This is a genomic window from Streptococcus mitis, from assembly GCF_946190275.1.
Classification (GTDB): domain Bacteria; phylum Bacillota; class Bacilli; order Lactobacillales; family Streptococcaceae; genus Streptococcus; species Streptococcus mitis_DC.
Genome location: NZ_CAMHZQ010000009.1, coordinates 1 through 21217 on the forward strand (window position 1 = coordinate 1; position 21217 = coordinate 21217).

The 21217-nt window shown below is 40.6% G+C and carries 16 protein-coding genes; 15 read left to right on the plus strand and 1 reads right to left on the minus strand.

The window, feature by feature from the left end:
* From N8M20_RS05980 to N8M20_RS06050, 15 genes are all read left to right on the plus strand, one after another.
* Positions 1 to 619: mucin-binding protein (locus N8M20_RS05980; protein WP_261079416.1), on the plus strand; the 619-nt coding region annotated here is incomplete at its 5' end.
* Between the two features lie 241 nt (positions 620 to 860).
* Positions 861 to 1736 carry an Rpn family recombination-promoting nuclease/putative transposase gene (locus N8M20_RS05985; protein WP_261079417.1) on the plus strand — a complete coding sequence of 292 codons (876 nt, stop codon included), beginning with the start codon at positions 861 to 863 and terminating at the stop codon, positions 1734 to 1736.
* Between the two features lie 161 nt (positions 1737 to 1897).
* Positions 1898 to 3799, plus strand: coding sequence for a ribosomal protection-like ABC-F family protein (gene abc-f, locus N8M20_RS05990; protein ID WP_261079418.1), 1902 nt, complete (start codon positions 1898 to 1900; stop codon positions 3797 to 3799).
* 2 nt (positions 3800 to 3801) lie between these two features.
* Positions 3802 to 4665 carry an Rgg family transcriptional regulator gene (locus N8M20_RS05995; protein ID WP_261079419.1) on the plus strand — a complete coding sequence of 288 codons (864 nt, stop codon included), beginning with the start codon at positions 3802 to 3804 and terminating at the stop codon, positions 4663 to 4665.
* Positions 4666 to 4744: 79 nt separating this feature from the next.
* On the plus strand, positions 4745 to 5923 hold the full coding sequence (locus N8M20_RS06000) for an MFS transporter (RefSeq protein ID WP_261079420.1): 1179 nt from the start codon (positions 4745 to 4747) through the stop codon (positions 5921 to 5923).
* Between the two features lie 92 nt (positions 5924 to 6015).
* Entirely contained in the window at positions 6016 to 7974 is a 1959-nt protein-coding gene (ligA, locus tag N8M20_RS06005) for an NAD-dependent DNA ligase LigA (RefSeq protein WP_261079421.1), read from the plus strand.
* 2 nt (positions 7975 to 7976) lie between these two features.
* Positions 7977 to 8936 carry a diacylglycerol kinase family lipid kinase gene (locus tag N8M20_RS06010; RefSeq protein WP_261079422.1) on the plus strand — a complete coding sequence of 320 codons (960 nt, stop codon included), beginning with the start codon at positions 7977 to 7979 and terminating at the stop codon, positions 8934 to 8936.
* A 22-nt stretch (positions 8937 to 8958) separates the two neighbouring features.
* Positions 8959 to 11238 (plus strand): type I pullulanase, encoded by a 2280-nt coding sequence (pulA, locus tag N8M20_RS06015; protein WP_261079423.1) that lies wholly within the window; start codon positions 8959 to 8961, stop codon positions 11236 to 11238.
* A 266-nt stretch (positions 11239 to 11504) separates the two neighbouring features.
* The gene (locus N8M20_RS06020; protein WP_261079424.1) at positions 11505 to 12929 is read left to right on the plus strand and encodes an NADP-dependent glyceraldehyde-3-phosphate dehydrogenase; all 1425 of its coding nucleotides are present in this window, start codon (positions 11505 to 11507) and stop codon (positions 12927 to 12929) included.
* 276 nt (positions 12930 to 13205) lie between these two features.
* Complete coding sequence (glgB, locus tag N8M20_RS06025; protein WP_261079425.1) at positions 13206 to 15134, plus strand: 1,4-alpha-glucan branching protein GlgB; 1929 nt, start codon at positions 13206 to 13208, stop codon at positions 15132 to 15134.
* On the plus strand, positions 15124 to 16266 hold the full coding sequence (locus N8M20_RS06030) for a glucose-1-phosphate adenylyltransferase (protein ID WP_020901397.1): 1143 nt from the start codon (positions 15124 to 15126) through the stop codon (positions 16264 to 16266). The genes glgB and N8M20_RS06030 overlap by 11 nt, the downstream gene beginning before the upstream one ends.
* A complete protein-coding gene (gene glgD / locus N8M20_RS06035; RefSeq protein ID WP_261079426.1) occupies positions 16256 to 17395 on the plus strand; it encodes a glucose-1-phosphate adenylyltransferase subunit GlgD in 1140 nt (379 codons plus the stop codon). The genes N8M20_RS06030 and glgD overlap by 11 nt, the downstream gene beginning before the upstream one ends.
* Positions 17392 to 18825 (plus strand): glycogen synthase GlgA, encoded by a 1434-nt coding sequence (glgA, locus tag N8M20_RS06040; RefSeq protein ID WP_261079427.1) that lies wholly within the window; start codon positions 17392 to 17394, stop codon positions 18823 to 18825. Before glgD ends, glgA begins: the two co-directional genes overlap by 4 nt.
* A 58-nt stretch (positions 18826 to 18883) precedes the next feature.
* Entirely contained in the window at positions 18884 to 19528 is a 645-nt protein-coding gene (gene serB, locus N8M20_RS06045; RefSeq protein WP_261079428.1) for a phosphoserine phosphatase SerB, read from the plus strand.
* A gap of 8 nt (positions 19529 to 19536) precedes the next feature.
* Complete coding sequence (locus N8M20_RS06050; RefSeq protein WP_261079429.1) at positions 19537 to 20652, plus strand: glycerate kinase; 1116 nt, start codon at positions 19537 to 19539, stop codon at positions 20650 to 20652.
* On the opposite strand, the gene N8M20_RS06055 is transcribed toward N8M20_RS06050, so the two are convergent.
* The gene (locus N8M20_RS06055; protein WP_061760006.1) at positions 20649 to 21095 is read right to left on the minus strand and encodes a DUF1694 domain-containing protein; all 447 of its coding nucleotides are present in this window, start codon (positions 21093 to 21095) and stop codon (positions 20649 to 20651) included. The two genes, N8M20_RS06050 and N8M20_RS06055, sit on opposite strands and share 4 nt — an antisense overlap.
* Between the last annotated feature and the right edge of the window lie 122 nt (positions 21096 to 21217).

The window sequence follows — 21217 nt, forward strand, 5'->3', positions numbered from 1 at the left end:
TAAAACCATCACCCGTACCATCAAGTATGTCGATGCGACTGATGAAACGACAGAAGTAGCTAGACCAGTTACGCAAACAGTTGAGTTAACAAGAACCAACAAGCGTAACAAAGTGACAGGTGAAGTAACAGAAGGAACTTGGTCAACAGGTAACTGGGAAGAAGTGGTATCGCCAGAAATTGCAAATTATGGTAAACCAGATTTACCAAAAGTATCGAATGAAGAAGTAACAGCAAATTCAAAAGATACGACTATTTTGATAAGGTATGACCGTTTATCAACACCAGATAAACCAACTCCAGAAAAACCGGAAATTCCAAACCCTCAGGAGCCCGGTACCCCAGATGTACCTAATCCAGATAAACCAACCCCACAACCAAATCCAGAGCATCCAAGTGTTCCGACACCAATCCCAGAGCCAACTCCAGAACCAGATACTCCAAGACCTGAAACTCCAGTGAGTCCAGATCCAGAAGTTCCGACTTATGAGACAGGTAAGAGAGAGGAGTTGCCAAATACAGGTACCAAAGCCAATGCTACCTTGGCTAGCGCTGGTATCATGACCTTGTTAGCTGGTCTAGGACTAGGATTCTTCAAGAAAAAAGAAGATGAAAAATAAAGCTCTTTATCAACTGTAGCAGGTTGAGAAAAGCTAAGATTAAGAAGAGGCTGAGAAAAAAGCCTCTCAAATCAGAAAAACGCATAGTATCAGGTGTTGAACAACCTTGATATTATGCGTTTTATTGTGGGAAGATTTACTTCATTTTGTTTTTTCTACACTTTTTCCGAATAAATAGATAGAGCTAGAGAATCTAGTAAACCTAGATTGAAAAATGTGCTATAATGAAAGGAGAAGAAATATGACTGTACGTCATCCGGGCATTAGCCCAACTAATGATTTGGTTGCTAAGAAAATCTTTAGCAATCCAGAAATCACTTGTCAATTTATCCGCGATATGCTGGACTTGCCAGCAAAAAATGTGACCATTTTGGAGGGAAGTAATATTCATGTCTTGCCTTCCCTGCCCTACTCGGCCCAGGATTTCTATACCAGTATAGACGTCTTGGCGGAGTTGGATAATGGAACGCAAGTAATTATTGAGATTCAAGTTCATCATCAGAATTTTTTCATCAATCGCCTATGGGCTTACCTGTGTAGTCAGATCAATCAAAACCTAGAAAAAATTCGCCAACGCGAAGGTGATACTCACCAGAGCTATAAACACATCGCACCAGTATACGCTATCGCTATTGTAGATAGTAATTACTTCTCAGATGACTTAGCTTTTCACAGTTTCAGTATGTGCGAGGATACGACAGGTGAGGTTTTAACAATTACAAACAATGGACAGGAAAACCATCTGGTTAAGATGGCATTCTTGGAATTAAGAAAGTACAGAGAAACCAGCAAAGACGAGGTTCGCAAACCGTGGTTGGAGTTTTTCGGGAATAAGCCCTTTACCCAACAACCCGAGCGAGCCATCAGCCAAGCAGACCAACTGCTGGACTACAAGAGCTGGTCCGAGGAGGACAGGAAAATGTTTAGTCAACTACGTATGCGCGAAGAACAGGCCTTGTTAGCACAGGACTATGCCTTGGAACAAGCTGAAGAAAAGGGTATTGAACGTGGAAAACTGCTTGCTTTTTTAGATATGGTTCGTAAGCATCTTTTGACATCTGAGGTTGCCAGTCAGCAGTTGGGTATGTCAGTATCTGAGTTTGAGGCACTATTGTAAACGAGTGAAAATATTTTACCAGCTATCTTGCAAAATAAATAGAGTTTCTAATCAAAATATTTCTGAATACTGAGAATAAGCAGAGCCGGTTTTTCTAGGATATTTGGGTCAAGACTTACGATTATCTTGAATGCCTTAGGGAAACATGCTATACTACTTGTATGATTATTTTACAAGCTAATAAAATTGAACGTTCTTTTGCAGGAGAGGTTCTTTTTGATAATGTCAACCTGCAGGTTGATGAACGAGACCGAATTGCCCTCGTTGGGAAAAATGGTGCAGGTAAGTCTACTCTTTTGAAGATTTTGGTTGGAGAAGAGGAGCCAACTAGTGGAGAAATCAATAAGAAAAAAGATATTTCTCTGTCTTACCTAGCCCAAGATAGCCGTTTTGAGTCTGAAAATACCATCTACGATGAAATGCTTCATGTCTTTGATGACCTGCGTCGGACTGAGAAACAACTTCGTCAGATGGAGTTGGAGATGGGTGAAAAGTCTGGTGAGGATTTGGATAAACTGATGTCAGATTACGACCGCTTATCTGAGAATTTTCGCCAAGCAGGTGGCTTTACCTATGAAGCTGATATACGAGCGATTTTAAATGGATTCAAGTTTGACGAATCTATGTGGCAGATGAAAATTGCCGAGCTTTCTGGCGGTCAAAATACTCGCTTGGCTCTAGCCAAAATGCTCCTTGAAAAGCCCAATCTCTTGGTATTGGACGAGCCAACCAACCACTTGGATATTGAAACCATCGCTTGGCTAGAGAATTACTTGGTAAACTATAGCGGTGCTCTCATTATTGTCAGTCACGACCGTTATTTCTTAGACAAGGTTGCGACAATTACGCTAGATTTGACCAAGCATTCCTTGGATCGTTATGTGGGCAATTACTCTCGTTTTGTCGAGTTGAAGGAGCAAAAACTAGCAACTGAGGCAAAAAACTATGAAAAGCAACAGAAGGAAATTGCAGCTCTGGAAGACTTTGTCAATCGCAATCTAGTCCGAGCTTCAACGACCAAACGTGCCCAATCTCGCCGAAAACAACTGGAAAAAATGGAACGTTTGGACAAGCCTGAAGCTGGAAAGAAATCAGCCAACATGACCTTCCAGTCTGAAAAAACGTCGGGTAATGTTGTCCTGACTGTTGAAAATGCAGCTATTGGCTATGATGGGGAAATATTGTCAGAGCCTATCAATCTAGACCTTCGTAAGATGAATGCTGTTGCTATTGTTGGACCAAACGGTATTGGAAAATCAACCTTTATCAAGTCTATTGTGGACCAGATTCCGTTTATCAAGGGTGAAAAGCGATTTGGCGCTAATGTTGAGGTTGGCTACTATGATCAGACTCAAAGCAAGCTGACACCAAGCAATACTGTACTGGATGAACTCTGGAATGATTTTAAACTGACACCAGAAGTTGAAATCCGTAGCCGTCTAGGTGCCTTCCTTTTCTCAGGAGATGATGTTAAAAAATCAGTCGGCATGTTATCTGGTGGCGAAAAAGCTCGTTTGCTTTTGGCTAAATTGTCTATGGAAAACAACAACTTCTTGATTCTGGATGAGCCGACCAACCACTTGGATATTGATAGCAAGGAAGTGCTAGAAAATGCCTTGATTGACTTTGATGGAACTCTTCTATTCGTCAGCCACGACCGTTACTTTATCAATCGTGTGGCAACTCATGTACTGGAATTGTCTGAGAAAGGTTCGACTCTTTACTTGGGAGATTACGACTACTATGTTGAAAAGAAAGCAGAAGTAGAAATGAGTCAGACTGAGGAAACTTCAACTAGCAATCAAGCAAAAGAAGTAAGTCCAGTCAATGACTATCAGGCCCAGAAAGAAAGTCAAAAAGAAGTTCGTAAGCTCATGCGACAAATCGAAAGTCTAGAAGCTGAAATTGAAGAGTTAGAAAGTCAAAGTCAAGCGATTTCTGAACAAATGTTGGAGACAAACGATGCCGACAAACTGATGGAATTACAGGCTGAACTGGATAAAATCAGCCATCGTCAGGAAGAAGCCATGCTTGAGTGGGAAGAATTATCGGAGCAGGTGTAAAGATGGAACATCTTGGAAAAGTATTTCGTGAATTTCGGACAAGTGGAAATTATTCTTTAAAGGAGGCTGCAGGCGAGTCCTGCTCAACTTCTCAGTTATCTCGCTTTGAGCTTGGGGAGTCTGACTTAGCAGTCTCGCGTTTCTTTGAGATTTTGGATAACATTCATGTCACAATCGAAAATTTCATGGATAAGGCAAGGAATTTTCATAATCATGAACATATTGCCATGATGGGACAAATTGTGCCTCTTTACTATTCAAATGATATTGCAGGTTTTCAAAAGCTTCAAAGAGAACAACTTGAAAAGGCTAAGAGTTCAACGACTCCCCTTTATTTTGAGCTGAACTGGATTTTGTTGCAAGGTCTGATTTGTCAAAGAGATTCGAGTTATGATATGAAGCAGGATGATTTGGATAAGGTAGCAGATTATCTCTTCAAAACAGAAGAATGGACCATGTATGAGTTGATTCTTTTCGGGAACCTCTATAGTTTCTACGATGTGGACTATGTCACTCGGATTGGTAGAGAAGTTATGGAGAGGGAAGAATTTTACCAAGAGATTGGGCGTCATAAGAGATTGGTTTTGATTTTGGCCCTCAATTGTTACCAGCATTGTTTAGAGCATCTTGCTTTTGATAATGCTAGCTATTTCGAGGCTTATACAGAGAAGATTATTGGTAAAAACATTAGTCTGTATGAACGAAATATTTTACATTACCTCAAAGGTTTTGCCTTGTACCAAAAAGGACAGTGTAAAGAAGGCTGTAAGCAGATGCAAGAGGCCATGCATATTTTTGATGTGTTAGGTCTTCCTGAGCAAGTAGCCTATTATCAGGAACACTACGAAAAATTTGTCAAAGATTAATTTTCCCAAATAAGGGAAAAAATAAAAAGCTCCTTTCGGTTTTGATACAATAGTTTCAAAATTTGAGAGGAGTTTTTATATGAATCGCTATGCCGTACAGTTGATTAGTCGTGGAGCTGTTAACAAGATAGGAAATATGCTCTATGATTATGGAAATAGTGTCTGGTTGGCTTCCATGGGGACTATCGGACAGACAGTTTTAGGAATGTATCAGATTTCTGAACTCGTCACATCTATTCTCGTAAATCCTTTTGGCGGAGTCATTTCAGACCGTTTTTCTCGTCGTAAGATTTTAATGGTGACAGACCTTGTTTGTGGGATTCTTTGTCTGGCTATTTCTTTTATAAGGAATGATAGCTGGATGATTGGAGCTTTGATTGGGGCTAATATTGTGCAGGCGATTGCTTTTGCCTTTTCTAGACCTGCAAATAAGGCCATTATCACAGAATTGGTAGAGAAGGATGAACTGGTCCTCTACAATTCTCGTTTGGAGTTGGTCTTGCAGGTTGTCAGTGTGAGTTCTCCTGTACTTTCTTTTCTGGTCTTACAATTTGCAAGTCTTCGCATTACCTTGGTATTAGATGCCCTTAGTTTTTTTCTCGCTTTTGGCTTGGTAGCCCTGCTTCCCAAAAAAGAAGAGAAGACTTTGGGGGAGAAGAAACTTACATTCAAAGTTATTTTTTCTGATATCAAGGAGGGAGTTCACTATATTGTGAAGCAAAAGGAAATCTTCTTTTTGTTAGTCATGGCTTCAAGTGTCAATTTTTTCTTCGCAGCTTTTAATTACCTCCTCCCCTTTTCAAATCAGCTCTATGGAATTCAAGGTGCCTATGCCACTATTTTAACAATGGGTGCTATCGGTTCTATTGTTGGGGCGCTGTTAGCTAGTAAGATTAAAGCCAGTATGGAAATGCTTCTGTTTTTATTGGTTCTGACTGGACTTGGAGTGATGATAATGGGATTGACTCTCCCATCCTATCTGACTTTTTCAGGAAATTTCGTTTGTGAATTGTTTATGACGATTTTCAATATTCACTTTTTTACTCAAGTACAAACCAAGGTTGAAGGTGAATATCTGGGAAGAGTTCTCAGTTCGATTTATACCTTAGCTATACTATTTATGCCTATTGCAACAGGTTTAATGACCTGGCTTCCAAGTGTCCATCTTTATTCTTTCTTGATTATTGGACTAGGAGTTGTAGCCTTATCTTTCTTAGCTCTCGGATATGTTCGAACCCGTTTTGAAAAAGAGACATAAGTTTGCTTGGACTTCAAAAATAATTTCAAACTAAGTGTTTTTTCCGCCCTTCTCGTTTGTGAGGAGGGCTTACTTTATGGTAAAATGGTCTTATGAATAAAAGAATGAATGAGTTAGTCGCCTTGCTCAATCGCTATGCGACTGAGTACTATACCAGCGACAATCCGTCGGTTTCAGACAGTGAGTATGACCGCCTTTACCGTGAGTTGGTTGAGTTGGAGGCTGCCTATCCAGATCAAGTATTAGCAGACAGTCCGACCCATCGTGTTGGTGGCAAAGTCTTAGATGGTTTTGAAAAATACAGTCATCAGTATCCTCTTTATAGTTTGCAGGATGCTTTTTCACGTGAGGAGCTTGAAGCTTTTGATGCGCGTGTTCGTAAGGAAGTGGCTCATCCAACTTATATTTGTGAGCTAAAAATCGATGGTTTGTCAATCTCGCTTACCTATGAAAAGGGGATTTTAGTTGCAGGTGCAACGCGTGGAGATGGTTCTATTGGGGAAAATATCACAGAAAATCTCAAGCGTGTTAAGGATATTCCTTTGACATTACCAGAAGAGTTAGATATCACTGTTCGTGGGGAATGTTACATGCCACGCGCTTCTTTTGACCAGGTTAATCAAACTCGCCAAGAAAATGGAGAGCCTGAATTTGCCAATCCTCGTAATGCAGCGGCAGGAACCCTGCGTCAGTTGGATACAGCAGTAGTTGCCAAGCGTAATCTTGCAACGTTCCTCTATCAAGAAGCTAGCCCTTCAACTCGTGACAGTCAAGAAAAGGTTTTGAAGCATCTTGAACAACTTGGTTTTGTAGTTAATCCTAAGCGAATTCTGGCTGAAAGCATGGATGAGATTTGGAATTTTATCCAAGAAGTAGGACAAGAACGGGACAATCTGCCTTATGATATCGATGGGGTGGTGATCAAGGTCAATGACCTAGCAGGTCAAGAAGAACTTGGTTTTACCGTTAAGGCTCCAAAGTGGGCAGTAGCCTACAAGTTTCCTGCAGAAGAAAAAGAAGCTCAGCTTCTGTCAGTTGACTGGACAGTAGGCCGTACGGGTGTTGTGACCCCAACTGCCAATCTGACACCAGTACAGCTAGCTGGAACAACTGTTAGCCGTGCGACCCTGCACAATGTAGATTATATTGCTGAAAAAGACATTCGCAAGGACGATACGGTTATCGTCTATAAGGCAGGAGATATCATTCCTGCTGTCTTGCGTGTGGTAGAGTCCAAACGGATTTCTGAAGAAAAACTAGATATCCCTACAAACTGCCCAAGTTGTGACTCTGACTTGTTGCACTTTGAAGATGAAGTAGCTCTGCGTTGTATTAATCCGCGTTGTCCTGCTCAAATCATGGAAGGCTTGATTCACTTTGCTTCTCGTGATGCCATGAATATTACAGGTCTTGGTCCATCAGTAGTTGAAAAGCTCTTTGCTGCTAATCTGGTTAAGGATGTGGCGGATATTTACCGCTTGAAAGAAGAAGATTTCCTCCTTTTAGAGGGAGTTAAGGAAAAGTCTGCTGCTAAACTTTATCAGGCCATCCAGGCTTCCAAGGAAAATTCTGCTGAGAAGCTCTTATTCGGTTTGGGCATTCGCCATGTCGGCAGTAAGGCCAGTCAGCTTTTACTTCAACATTTCCATTCGATTGAAAATCTGGCTCAGGCAGATCCAGAGGAAGTGGCTAGTATTGAAAGTCTGGGTGGCGTGATTGCCAAGAGTCTTCAGACTTATTTTGCGACAGAAGGCTCTGAAATTCTCCTCAGAGAATTGAAAGAAGCTGGGGTCAATCTGGATTATAAAGGTCAAACTGTAGTAGCGGATGCAGCCTTGTCAGGTTTGACCGTTGTATTGACAGGGAAATTGGAACGTCTCAAGCGCTCAGAAGCTAAAAGCAAACTCGAAAGTCTAGGTGCCAAGGTAACAGGCAGTGTTTCTAAAAAGACCGACCTTGTCGTTGCTGGTGCAGATGCTGGAAGTAAACTTCAAAAGGCACAAGAACTTGGTATTGAGGTTCGAGACGAAGCTTGGCTAGAAAGTTTGTAACAATGACAGAAGATAGAAAACGTGCGCGTTTAATTTATAACCCAACCTCAGGGCAGGAAATTATCAAGAAAAATATAGCAGAAGTGCTGGATGTTTTGGAAGATATTGGCTATGAAACCAGTGCCTTTCAAACGGCTCCAGAACCTCTTTCGGCACAAAAAGAAGCTGAGAGAGCAGCCAAAGCTGGTTTTGATTTGATTATTGCTGCAGGTGGTGATGGAACAATTAATGAGGTAGTCAATGGGGTTGCCTCGCTCGATAAGAGACCTCAGCTTGCTATCATCCCAACAGGTACGACTAATGATTATGCGCGTGCCCTAAAAATTCCAATGGGTGATCCTGTTGCGGCTGCTCAGATTATTGCTAAAAATGAGACCATTCATATGGATATTGGACGAGCTTTTGGCGACAAATATTTTATTAATATTGCCGCTGCTGGAACCTTAACCGAATTGACTTACAGTGTTCCAAGTGAAGTCAAGACGCGTCTTGGTTATTTTGCCTATGTTGCTAAAGGCATTGAAATGTTTCCTAAGACCAAGGTTCGTCCAGTGAGAATCACACACGATCAGGGGGTCTTTGAAGGAGAGGTGTCCTTGATTTTTGTTGCCTTGACCAATTCCATTGGAGGGTTTGAGCAGTTAGCGCCTGATACCAAGTTAGACGATGGTAATTTTACTCTGATTTTGGTCAAGACAGACAAGCTATTTGATATGTTGGGCTTATTGATACAGGCCATTAATGGTGGTCAGCATGTCTCAGACGTCAATATCGAATACCTTAAAACTAGCAAACTACGTTTAGAAGTTTTAGATGATCAAGAACCATTTATGCTGAACCTAGATGGGGAATATGGAGGAGATACCCCAGTTGAACTTCAAGTCTGCCATCATCACATCGAATTTTTTGTCAATCGAGACGAGATTGGTCAAGAATTTATTAGTGAAATAGAAACGAATTAAAAAGTAAAAAGGAAAAATAAAAATGTATAACTACCCTATGCGCATTCATTACCATCGCAAGAATGGTGAATACGACACTTGCTCTTTTGTAAAGAGTAAGGATCAACGAATTGATTTACTAACTTACCAAGAAGATTATTTTGGAGCCTTATTTAGCTTTGAACACCCAAGTGCTCATCCCTTAGAAAGCTTGAATTTTGTGGTTCATACAGGCCAAACTAGTAAAGAATATGCTATCCGTTTTAATCACTATCCCCTCTTAACAGAGGTCTGGATTTTGGAAGGCGATGATAGAATTTATTATTCTGAAAATCCTGCTATTGCCAGTCCTTTCTATAAGAATCAAAATCCTTTTGCCTTTGACAAGGCTATTAACAGTGCTAGTTTTGATCACCATTGGGGCTACCAAGGTGAATTGGGTTGCCGTGTAGAGGACAATCAGGCTCATTTTGCTCTATGGGCTCCAACAGCGACAGAAGTGCAGGTTGTCGTTTATGAATCAGCTGCTAATGATGCTCCTGTTTGGAAGACCTTTGAGATGGAGAGAGGCAATAGCTACTCCTATAATCACAAGGACAATACAATCGGTGTCTGGAGTTTGGATGTTGAGGAAGATTTGACTGGTAAGGCTTATCAGTATCAAGTCCAATTCCCTCACCACCAAACAGTGACACGCGATCCCTATACCATCGCGACCAGTCCTGATGGCAAACGTTCAGCTATCCTGAGCCATGAAGAAAAGCAAGTTGCAAACTTCGAGGTCAAGCACGGTTCAGAGGCTACTTGGCGCTTGGCAAATCCATGTAAGGCAGTTATTTGTGAAATGCACATTCGTGATTTGACCAAATCACCGACCTCAGGTGTGGATGAACATCTTCGAGGAACTTTCTTAGGTGCTGCACAGACTGGAACAGTTAACCAGTACGGCCAAGCAACTGCTTTTGATTACATCAAGAAGCTGGGCTACAATTATGTTCAGTTGCAACCAATTGCAGACCGTCACAAAGAATACGATGAGGATGGGAATGTAACCTACAACTGGGGTTATGACCCACAAAACTATAACGCACCAGAAACGAGCCTTTCAACTAATCCAGACGACCCAGCTCAGGTTATTCGTGATTTGAAGACCATGGTTCAAGCTTACCACGATGCGGGTATTGGTGTTATTATGGATGTGGTCTATAACCATACCTTCTCAGTTGTTGATGCACCTTTCCAAACAACTGTCCCTGATTACTATTATCGTATGAATCCAGACGGTACCTTCCAGAATGGAACAGGCGTTGGAAATGAAACAGCCAGTGAACACGAAATGTTCCGCAAGTATATGATTGATTCTCTTCTATACTGGGTGCAGGAATACAACATTGACGGTTTCCGTTTTGACTTAATGGGGATTCATGATGTCAAGACTATGCAGATGATTCGTCAAAGCTTAGATGAAATCGACCCTAACATTATCCTCTATGGAGAAGGTTGGGACATGGGAACAGGTCTTGCCCCTTATGATAAGGCTAAGAAAGACAACGCCTACGAAATGCCAAATATTGGTTTCTTTAATGACAATCAGCGCGATGCTGTCAAAGGTGGAGAAGTTTACGGTGCAATTAAATCAGGTTTTGTCAGTGGTGCTGCGACAGAGCCAATTCTTGCCAAAGCAATCCTAGGCAGTCGTGAATTAGGAACCTATACACATCCAAATCAAGTACTTAACTATGTGGAAGCCCATGACAATTACAATCTTCACGATTTATTGGCAACTCTTCATCCAGACCAAAGTTCAGAACAAATCATGCGCAAGGTTGAGACAGCCACAGCTATGAACCTACTCATGCAAGGGATGGCCTTTATGGAAATCGGTCAAGAATTTGGTCGTACCAAACTAGTTGCGACTGGTGAAAATGGTGAGTTGACCCATGATGATAGAGAGCGTGCTATGAATAGCTATAATGCTCCAGACAGTGTGAACCAAGTGAACTGGGACTTGATTAATGAGCGTCAAGATAGTATTGAGTTTATCCGTCAGATGATTCGATTGAAGACAGGAACCGGTGCCTTTTCTTACCCTACTTATGATGAAATTTACCATCATGTTTTTATTCATTCAGCAAATGAACATAGTGGTTTGATTGTCTATGAAATTCATGGAGAAGATCACCTCTTGGTAGTCTTTAATGCTAAAGGACAAGACTTCCAGTTTGAAAATGCTGGAAATCTAGAACTATTGGTGACCAATAGCCATTTAAGTGATAAAGACATGGTTGGTGGCGTCAGTGCCAGCGTCTTTAAAGTCTTGTAGAAAAAATCAAAAGTTTTAAATTGTGTAGTATAATTTCTAGGATATCTTCTTGCTAAAAATTATAAAACTCAATGAAGAATAACATAGCATGAAAAAGGTTTAGTTCCTCTAAGCCTTTTCTTCTTGTACTGACTGCTTAACAAAAGAGTTCAAATAGTTTGAAAAGTCAAGCTTGTGAAAATAATCTCAAAAATATTGCAAAAAGGGTTGTAATTTTCTGAAAATTTGGTAAAATATATCTTAATCATTTTCAGGAGGACGAGAATTTGACAAGATATAATAATTTAGTAAATGGAGAATGGAAATCATCTGAAAAAGAAATTACGATTTATTCACCAATCAATCAAGAAGAATTAGGGACAGTACCTGCTATGAGCCAAGCAGAAGTAGATGAGGCTATGCAAGCTGCGCGTGCAGCCCTGCCAGCATGGCGAGCTTTATCAGCAGTTGAACGTGCGTCTTATTTGCATAAAACAGCAGCTATTTTAGAACGTGATAAGGAAGAAATTGGTACTATCCTTGCCAAAGAAGTAGCAAAAGGGATTAAAGCAGCCATTGGAGAAGTAGTGCGTACAGCAGACTTGATTCGTTATGCTGCTGAGGAAGGTCTCCGTATCACTGGACAAGCAATGGAAGGTGGTGGTTTTGAGGCAGCAAGTAAAAATAAACTGGCTGTTGTCCGTCGTGAGCCGGTTGGAGTCGTGCTAGCTATTGCTCCCTTTAACTATCCAGTCAACCTTTCTGGATCTAAGATTGCTCCGGCCTTGATTGCAGGGAATGTGGTTATGTTTAAGCCACCAACACAAGGTTCTATTTCTGGTCTCTTGTTGGCTAAAGCCTTTGAAGAAGCAGGAATTCCAGCAGGTGTTTTCAATACCATTACGGGACGTGGTTCAGAAATTGGGGATTATATCATTGAGCACAAAGAAGTCAACTTCATCAACTTTACAGGATCAACCCCTATCGGAGAACGTATTGGTCGTTTAGCTGGTATGCGTCCTATCATGCTGGAGCTTGGTGGGAAAGATGCAGCTCTTGTACTAGAAGATGCAGATTTGGAACATGCTGCCAAGCAAATTGTTGCAGGTGCCTTTAGCTACTCAGGGCAACGTTGCACGGCCATTAAACGTGTTATTGTTCTCGAAAGTGTTGCAGATACATTAGTTACTTTGCTTCAAGCAGAGGTTGCTAAATTAACAGTTGGTGACCCATTTGACAATGCTGATATTACACCTGTTATTGACAATGCTTCAGCCGACTTCATCTGGGGCTTGATTGAGGATGCACAAGCAAAAGGGGCTCAGGCTCTTACACCAATCAAACGTGAGGGCAATCTTCTCTGGCCAGTGCTTTTTGACCAAGTTACAAAAGATATGAAAGTAGCATGGGAAGAGCCATTTGGCCCTGTTTTACCTATTATTCGTGTGGCTAATGTAGAAGAAGCAATTGTCTTTGCCAACGAATCTGAATTCGGCCTTCAATCCTCAGTCTTTACAAATGATTTCAAAAAAGCCTTTGAAATTGCTGAAAAACTTGAAGTGGGTACAGTTCATATTAATAATAAAACCCAACGTGGTCCAGATAATTTCCCCTTCCTTGGTGTCAAAGGTTCTGGTGCTGGTGTTCAAGGAATTAAATATAGCATTGAAGCGATGACAAATGTCAAATCCATTGTTTTTGATGTGAAATGAAATGTAAAATCAGGAAATTGTTTTCCTGGTTTTGTTTTTTACATAAAAACAATGCTATATTTGGATAAAATACGAACTTTGTGATATGATAGTAATCAAAAAGAGGAAGTTTTCACAAACTATCTGTCTTTCCTTGATTTATAAGTGAATGGATAAGTTCATTTTTTGAAGATTTTCAAAAGAATTTTTACCAAATATGGTAATTTACTTGAATCTTACATAAAAAGGTAGTATAATAAATCTATAGAAAACGCTTACAGAAAAAAGGGGGATATTATGGATAAAAGAGAAGCTTTGCGCACCTTTATGACAGGAGAAAATTTTCACCTTCAGCATTATCTAGGAGCACATAGGGAAGAACTAAATGGAGAGTACGGTTATACATTTCGTGTGTGGGCTCCCAATGCTCAGGCTGTCCACTTGGTGGGGGATTTCACGAATTGGGTAGAAAATCAAATTCCGATGGAACGAAATGAATTTGGGGTCTGGGAAGTCTTTACCAGCCTTGCTCATGAAGGCCAAATTTACAAGTATCATATCACACGTGCAAATGGTCATCAGCTGATGAAGATTGATCCTTTGGCTGTACGGTATGAGGCACGTCCGGGTACTGGAGCTATTTTAACAGAGATTCCAGAAAAGAAATGGAAGGATGGGCTTTGGTTAGCTCGCAGAAAACGTTGGACTTTCTTTGAACGTCCTGTCAATATCTACGAAGTTCATGCTGGATCGTGGAAGAGAAATCCAGATGGAAGTCCTTATAGTTTTGCTCAATTGAAAGATGAACTCATTCCTTACCTAGTTGAGATGAACTATACTCATATTGAATTTATGCCCTTAATGTCCCACCCACTCGGTTTGAGTTGGGGCTATCAGCTTATGGGTTACTTCGCTTTAGAGCATGCCTATGGTCGCCCTGAAGAGTTTCAAGATTTTGTTGAGGAATGTCACTTAAACAATATTGGGGTTATTGTAGACTGGGTACCTGGTCATTTCACCATTAATGATGATGCCTTAGCTTATTATGACGGGACACCGACTTTTGAGTACCAAGACCATAATAAGGCTCATAACTATGGTTGGGGAGCACTCAATTTTGACCTTGGAAAGAATGAAGTCCAGTCTTTCTTGATTTCTAGCATTAAGTTTTGGATTGACTTTTACCATCTAGATGGTATTCGAGTGGATGCAGTTAGCAACATGCTCTATCTTGACTACGATGATGCTCCATGGACACCTAATAAAGATGGTGGCAATCTCAACTATGAGGGTTATTATTTCCTTCAACGTTTGAATGATGTCATTAAACTAGCACATCCAGATGTGATGATGATCGCAGAAGAAAGTTCGTCAGCAACCAAGATTACGGGAATGAAAGAGCTTGGTGGTCTAGGATTTGACTACAAGTGGAATATGGGCTGGATGAATGATATCCTCCGATTCTACGAAGAAGACCCTATTTACCGTAAGTATGACTTTAACCTGGTGACTTTCAGCTTTATGTATGTTTTCAATGAAAACTATCTCTTACCATTCTCACATGACGAAGTGGTTCATGGCAAGAAGAGTATGATGCACAAGATGTGGGGAGATCGCTATAATCAATTTGCAGGCTTGCGCAATATCTACACTTACCAAATTTGTCACCCTGGTAAGAAATTGCTCTTCATGGGTAGTGAATACGGCCAATTCCTAGAATGGAGATCTGAAGAGCAGTTGGAATGGTCTAATCTAGAAGACCCTATGAATGCTAAGATGAAGTATTTCACTTCTCAGCTAAACCAGTTTTACAAAGATCATCGCTGTCTGTGGGAAGTCGATACCAGCTATGATGGTATTGAAATCATTGATGCGGATAATCGAGACCAGAGTGTTCTTTCCTTCATCCGTAAGGGTAAGAAGGGCGACATGCTAGTCTGCGTCTTTAATATGGCACCTGTTGAACGAAAAGATTTTACCATTGGTCTGCCTGTTGCAGGGATTTACGAAGAAGTCTGGAATACTGAGTTAGAAGAGTGGGGAGGCGTTTGGAAAGAACATAATCAAACTGTTCAAACGCAAGAAGGACTATGGAAAGATTATGAGCAGACCTTAACCTTTACCCTACCGGCTATGGGAGCAAGTGTTTGGAAAATCAAACGTCGCTTGAAATCTGCAAAAACCGTCACAAGTAAAAACCAAAAAGGAGTAGAAAATGAAGAATGAAATGTTAGCTTTGATTCTTGCTGGTGGGCAAGGAACTCGTCTCGGTAAACTCACTCAAAGCATCGCAAAACCAGCTGTGCAATTTGGTGGGCGCTACCGTATCATTGACTTTGCTCTTTCAAACTGTGCCAACTCAGGGATTCACAATGTTGGAGTCATTACACAGTACCAGCCACTTGCTCTCAATAACCATATTGGGAATGGTTCAAGCTGGGGACTAGACGGTATTAATTCTGGTGTCTCTATTCTTCAACCGTATTCTGCAAGTGAAGGAAATCGTTGGTTTGAGGGGACTAGCCACGCTATTTACCAAAATATTGATTATATCGACAGTGTCAACCCTGAGTATGTCTTAATTCTCTCTGGGGACCACATCTATAAAATGGACTATGATGATATGCTCCAGTCTCACAAGGATAACAATGCCAGTTTGACAGTAGCAGTTCTTGATGTTCCCCTGAAAGAAGCTAGTCGTTTTGGTATCATGAATACCGATGCTAACAATCGTATCGTTGAATTTGAAGAAAAACCAGCCCAACCTAAATCTACAAAAGCTTCTATGGGAATTTACATTTTTGATTGGCAACGTCTGCGCAATATGCTCGTTGCTGCTGAAAAGAGCAATGTCGATATGTCAGACTTTGGTAAGAATGTCATTCCAAATTACCTTGAGTCAGGTGAAAGTGTCTATGCCTATGAATTTAATGGTTACTGGAAAGACGTCGGTACGATTGAGTCGCTTTGGGAAGCGAACATGGAGTACATTTCTCCAGAGAATGCCTTGGACAGCCGTAACCGTCAATGGAAGATTTACTCAAGAAACTTAATTTCACCACCAAACTTCCTTGGGGCAAATGCTCATGTGGAAGATTCCTTGGTTGTTGATGGCTGTTTTGTAGATGGAACTGTTAAACATTCTATCCTTTCAACAGGTGCGCAAGTTCGCGAAGGGGCAGAAGTAGTAGATTCAGTTATCATGAGTGGTGCAATTGTTGGTCAGGGAGCTAAAATCAAACGTGCCATTATTGGTGAAGGTGCAGTTATTTCTGACGGTGTCGAAATTGATGGAACAGAAGAAGTACAAGTTGTAGGATATAATGAAGTAGTGGGGGTAGCAACAGATGAAGATTGATAAATATTCTGCCATTTTAGGAAATACAGTTGGTTTTCATGATATGTCAACACTGACAGACCACCGTCCAGTAGCTAGTTTGCCATTTGGTGGTAAATATCGCTTGATTGACTTCCCGCTTTCAAGTCTTGCTAATGCAGGTGTCCGTAGTATCTTTGGTATTTTCCAACAAGATAATATCAGTTCTGTCTTTGACCATATCCGTTCAGGACGTGAGTGGGGCTTATCAACTCTTCTCAGTCACTATTATCTAGGTATTTACAATACCCGTGTAGAAAGTAGCACAGTTGGAAAAGAATACTACCAACAGCTGCTCACCTATTTAAAACGCTCTGGCTCAAACCAAACGGTTGCCCTCAACTGCGATGTCTTGATTAACATTGATTTGAACCAAGTTTTCCATCTACATAGTACAACAAAGGGACCTATCACTGTAGTTTATAAAAAGCTAGCTAAGAAAGACATTTCAGAAGTAAACGCAATCTTGGAAGTGGATGAAACAGACCATGTTCGTTCTCATAAACTCTTTGATAGCAAGTTACCAGATCAAATCTATAACATGTCTACAGATATCTTTGTCGTTGATACACCTTGGTTGATTGAACGCTTAGAAGAAGAAGCTAAGAAAGAACATCCAGAGAAGTTGCGCTATGTTTTACGGGATTTGGCTGCAAAAGAAGGGGCTTTTGCCTACGAGTACACAGGTTATCTGGCAAATATTCACTCTGTAGAGTCTTATTATCAAGCTAACAAAGATATGCTTGAATCACAAAAATTCTACTCTCTCTTCTCACCAAATCAAAAGATTTATACAAAGGTCAAAAACGAAGAGCCAACTTACTATGCCAATACATCTAATGTAAGTACTTCTCAGTTTGCTTCTGGTAGTATCATTGAAGGTCAAGTGGCTAATTCTGTTCTATCACGTAATATTCATGTCCATAAGGATAGCTTGGTTAAAGATAGTCTACTCTTCCCTCGCGTTGTTATTGGAGAAGGTGCTCAGGTCGAATATGCTATCTTGGACAAGGGTGTGGAAGTTGAGCCAGGTGTTGTGATTCGAGGAACTGCAGAACATCCAGTTGTCGTTAAGAAAGGTAGCAAAGTAACAGAGGATATTCATTCATGAAAATTTTATTTGTAGCAGCTGAGGGTGCACCCTTTTCAAAAACAGGTGGTTTGGGAGATGTCATTGGCGCTCTTCCTAAATCACTAGTAAAAGCGGGACATGAAGTTGCAGTAATTCTCCCCTACTATGACATGGTAGAGGCTAAATTTGGAAATCAGATTGAAGATGTTCTTCATTTTGAAGTGAGTGTTGGTTGGCGTAGACAGTACTGTGGGATTAAGAAAACCGTCTTAAACGGTGTAACCTTCTACTTTATTGACAGCCAATATTATTTCTTCCGTGGTCATGTTTACGGTGATTTTGATGACGGAGAGCGATTTGCCTTTTTCCAACTTGCTGCCATTGAGGCTATGGAAAGGATTGATTTTATTCCTGACCTTCTCCATGTTCATGACTACCATACAGCCATGATACCGTTCTTGTTAAAGGAAAAATACCGTTGGATTCAAGCCTACCAAGGAATTAAAACTGTTTTAACCATTCATAATTTGGAATTCCAAGGACAATTTTCAGAAGGAATGTTATGGGATTTGTTTGGAGTTGGCTTTGAACGTTACGCTGATGGCACCCTTCGATGGAACAACTGTTTGAACTGGATGAAGGCAGGTATTCTCTATGCGGATCGTGTTTCAACTGTTTCGCCTAGCTATGCTCATGAAATTATGACCAGTCAGTTCGGATGTAACTTGGATCAAATTCTTCGAATGGAGTCTGGCAAGGTGTCTGGTATCGTGAACGGGATTGATGCTGACCTGTATAATCCTCAGACGGATGTTCTTTTAGACTATCATTTTAATCAGGAAGATTTGTCTGGGAAGGCCCAAAACAAGGCAAAATTGCAAGAAAGAGTTGGCTTGCCAGTTAGAGCTGACGTTCCACTGGTGGGAATTGTTTCTCGTTTGACACGTCAAAAAGGTTTTGATGTGGTGGTCGAAAGTCTTCACCATATCTTGCAAAATGATGTTCAGATTGTTCTTTTGGGAACTGGCGATCCAGCATTTGAAGGAGCTTTCTCATGGTTTGCTCAAATATACCCAGACAAGCTATCAGCAAATATCACTTTTGATGTCAAACTAGCTCAAGAAATCTACGCTGCTTGTGACCTCTTCCTCATGCCAAGTCGTTTTGAACCATGTGGCTTGTCTCAAATGATGGCTATGCGTTACGGAACCTTGCCGTTGGTCCATGAAGTTGGAGGCTTGCGAGATACCGTTCAAGCCTTTAATCCGATTGAAGGAAGTGGTACTGGCTTTAGTTTTAACAATCTATCACCTTACTGGTTAAATTGGACTTTCCAAACAGCTTTGGACTTGTATAGAAACCATCCTGATGTTTGGAGAAATTTACAAAAACAAGCTATGGAGTGTGATTTCTCATGGGATACAGCTTGCAAGTCATATCTTGACTTGTACCATAGTTTAGTTAATTAATAGATAAAATCGTATGATGACTTCATACGATTTTTAGGCTGTTTAGAGAGGAGAACTGATGTCTCAAGTAAAAGGCTTGTGTGTTATGGATGTAGATGGAACCTTAATCCTAGAAGAAGTGATTGATCTTTTGGGAAGAGAGGTAGGTCGTGAGGAGGAAATTTCGCTGATTACAAGTCGGGCAATGCAAGGAGAGTTGGACTTTGAAAGCAGTTTACGAAAAAGAGCGTCCTTGTTGGAAGGTCTTCCTGTTTCGGTTTTTGATAAAGTCTTCAACACTATTCATCTAACGTCAAATGCCCAGGAATTCATTTCCATTCTCCAAAAGAATGGAATCCTAGTTGGTCTGGTGTCCGGTGGATTTACTCCAATAGTTGAGAGATTAGCAAAATCCCTCGACATTGCCTATTTCTCTGCCAACCAACTTGAAGTCAAAGACGGTTTTCTAACAGGAAAGTTAGTTGGACAAATTATTAATCCCGAAGTCAAAAAAGCAACTCTGGAAAAATGGACAGAGGAACTAAAACTTTCTAAAGAAAGAACGATTGCAATCGGTGATGGGGCCAATGATTTATTAATGTTGAAGTCGGCGGGGCTAGGAATCGCCTTTTGTGCCAAAGAAGTGCTCAAAAAAGAAATACCGAATCATGTTGACAAGAGGGATTTTTTAGAAGTTCTTCCTTTGATTGACTGGTTAGAATGAGGGAAAATATGAAGATTGTAATTGCACCAGATTCATTTAAGGAAAGCTTGACAGCTCAACAGGTAGCTGAAGCAATAAAAAGAGGCTTCCAACAATCGATAGCAGATGTAGAATGCCTCCTCTGCCCTGTTGGTGATGGTGGCGAAGGTACAGTAGATTCCATTCGACATTCTCTTGACCTTGAAGAAAAATGGATCCAAGTGACAGGACCTTTTGGACAAAAAGTAGAAATGCGCTATTTTCAAAAAAGTCAACTGGCACTATTTGAAGTTGCCGACTTGGTTGGCCTTGGAAAAATTCCGCTAGAGAAACGAAATCCACTTCAAATCCAAACTTGTGGTATTGGAGAGTTGATTCGTCATCTCATTGCTCAAGGGATTAAAGATATCTATATCGGCGTTGGTGGCACGGCCAGTAATGACGGAGGAATTGGGATCGCTGCTGGTTTAGGTTATCGATTTTATGATAGGGATGGAAATGTCTTGCCCGCTTGCGGGCAGTCCTTATTAAACTTAGCTTCTATGTCAACAGAAAATCGCTATGAAATTCCTGAAGATGTTCAAATTCGTATTTTAGCAGATGTCGTGAGTCCCTTATGTGGATATCAAGGTGCGACCTACACTTTTGGCAAGCAAAAAGGTTTACATCCTGCTATGTTTCCAGTCCTAGATCAGGCAATACAAGATTTTTATGAAAAAGCCTCACCTGTAACATTGGAAATTAAAGGAGCAGGAGCTGGTGGAGGCCTTGCTGGCGGTTTGTGTGCCTTTGCTCAGGCAAATATCGTGTCTGGAATTGATACATGCTTGAACTTAATCAACTTTGATAAGAAAGTTTTACATGCTGACTTGGTTGTTGTAGGAGAAGGAAGGCTAGATCGTCAAAGTTTAGCAGGTAAAGCCCCTATAGGTGTTGCAAAAAGAACCCCTGTCGGAGTTCCTGTCATTGCTATTTGTGGTAGTCTTGCTGAAGATTTACCTTCCCCACCATTTGAAAATATCCAAGCAGCTTTTTCTATTTTAGAGAAAAGCGAACCTTTAGAAGATAGTTTGAAAAATGCCAGCCTCTATCTGGAGCGCACGGCAGCCAATATCGGGCGTTTATTAAGTATGCGCAATGTTTAGCCAAACCATTTTTTCCATAAGGATGTTTTGGATGGTTCTTCCTTTTTAACTTCCCAAAGTTTTGCAAAAGCAAGTCGAAGATTCTTTTCTTCTACTTGAACGGGTGCATTGGTGTGGATAATCAGGCCAAAAGGAGAAGAAGTATGCTCTTCAGATACAATGGTAGCTTGACTATCAGTTTCTTTTGCTTCTTTTAAGTAGAAAACTTGTTTGTCAAATTCGATAGTTGGTGAAATCTTCACAAATAGTGGCTCTGCTTTTTCCTGAAGATTTTCTAAAATAGATAAAAAACCTTTTTCTAACTGAGGGCTATTTGCTGTGTCAATATCTGCATATCCAAGAACTCTTTCCTCAAAAGTGCCAAGATAGCGTCTTTGCTCATCCGGATTTAATTTTGGTCCACCATGAGCTTTTTCAAGTAATTGTTTTGATAAATCTGTCATGAAAACAGTATATCATAAAAGCTAGAATAAAACAGACAAAAGAAAGCGATTACTTTATAAAGTTAAGGAAAATTTGCACAAAGATAACGTTTTTTCTTGAAAAAGGAGGGGTTTTAAGGTAT

Excerpts from the sequence above, each read along its gene's own strand:
- N8M20_RS05985 (WP_261079417.1), top strand. The coding sequence starts at position 861 with ATGACTGTACGTCATCCGGGCATTAGCCCAACTAATGATTTGGTTGCT.
- abc-f (WP_261079418.1), top strand. The coding sequence starts at position 1,898 with ATGATTATTTTACAAGCTAATAAAATTGAACGTTCTTTTGCAGGAGAG.
- N8M20_RS05995 (WP_261079419.1), top strand. The coding sequence starts at position 3,802 with ATGGAACATCTTGGAAAAGTATTTCGTGAATTTCGGACAAGTGGAAAT.
- N8M20_RS06000 (WP_261079420.1), top strand. The coding sequence starts at position 4,745 with ATGAATCGCTATGCCGTACAGTTGATTAGTCGTGGAGCTGTTAACAAG.
- ligA (WP_261079421.1), top strand. The coding sequence starts at position 6,016 with ATGAATAAAAGAATGAATGAGTTAGTCGCCTTGCTCAATCGCTATGCG.
- N8M20_RS06010 (WP_261079422.1), top strand. The coding sequence starts at position 7,977 with ATGACAGAAGATAGAAAACGTGCGCGTTTAATTTATAACCCAACCTCA.
- pulA (WP_261079423.1), top strand. The coding sequence starts at position 8,959 with ATGTATAACTACCCTATGCGCATTCATTACCATCGCAAGAATGGTGAA.
- glgB (WP_261079425.1), top strand. The coding sequence starts at position 13,206 with ATGGATAAAAGAGAAGCTTTGCGCACCTTTATGACAGGAGAAAATTTT.
- N8M20_RS06030 (WP_020901397.1), top strand. The coding sequence starts at position 15,124 with ATGAAGAATGAAATGTTAGCTTTGATTCTTGCTGGTGGGCAAGGAACT.
- glgD (WP_261079426.1), top strand. The coding sequence starts at position 16,256 with ATGAAGATTGATAAATATTCTGCCATTTTAGGAAATACAGTTGGTTTT.
- glgA (WP_261079427.1), top strand. The coding sequence starts at position 17,392 with ATGAAAATTTTATTTGTAGCAGCTGAGGGTGCACCCTTTTCAAAAACA.
- serB (WP_261079428.1), top strand. The coding sequence starts at position 18,884 with ATGTCTCAAGTAAAAGGCTTGTGTGTTATGGATGTAGATGGAACCTTA.
- N8M20_RS06050 (WP_261079429.1), top strand. The coding sequence starts at position 19,537 with ATGAAGATTGTAATTGCACCAGATTCATTTAAGGAAAGCTTGACAGCT.
- N8M20_RS06055 (WP_061760006.1), bottom strand. The coding sequence starts at position 21,095 with ATGACAGATTTATCAAAACAATTACTTGAAAAAGCTCATGGTGGACCA.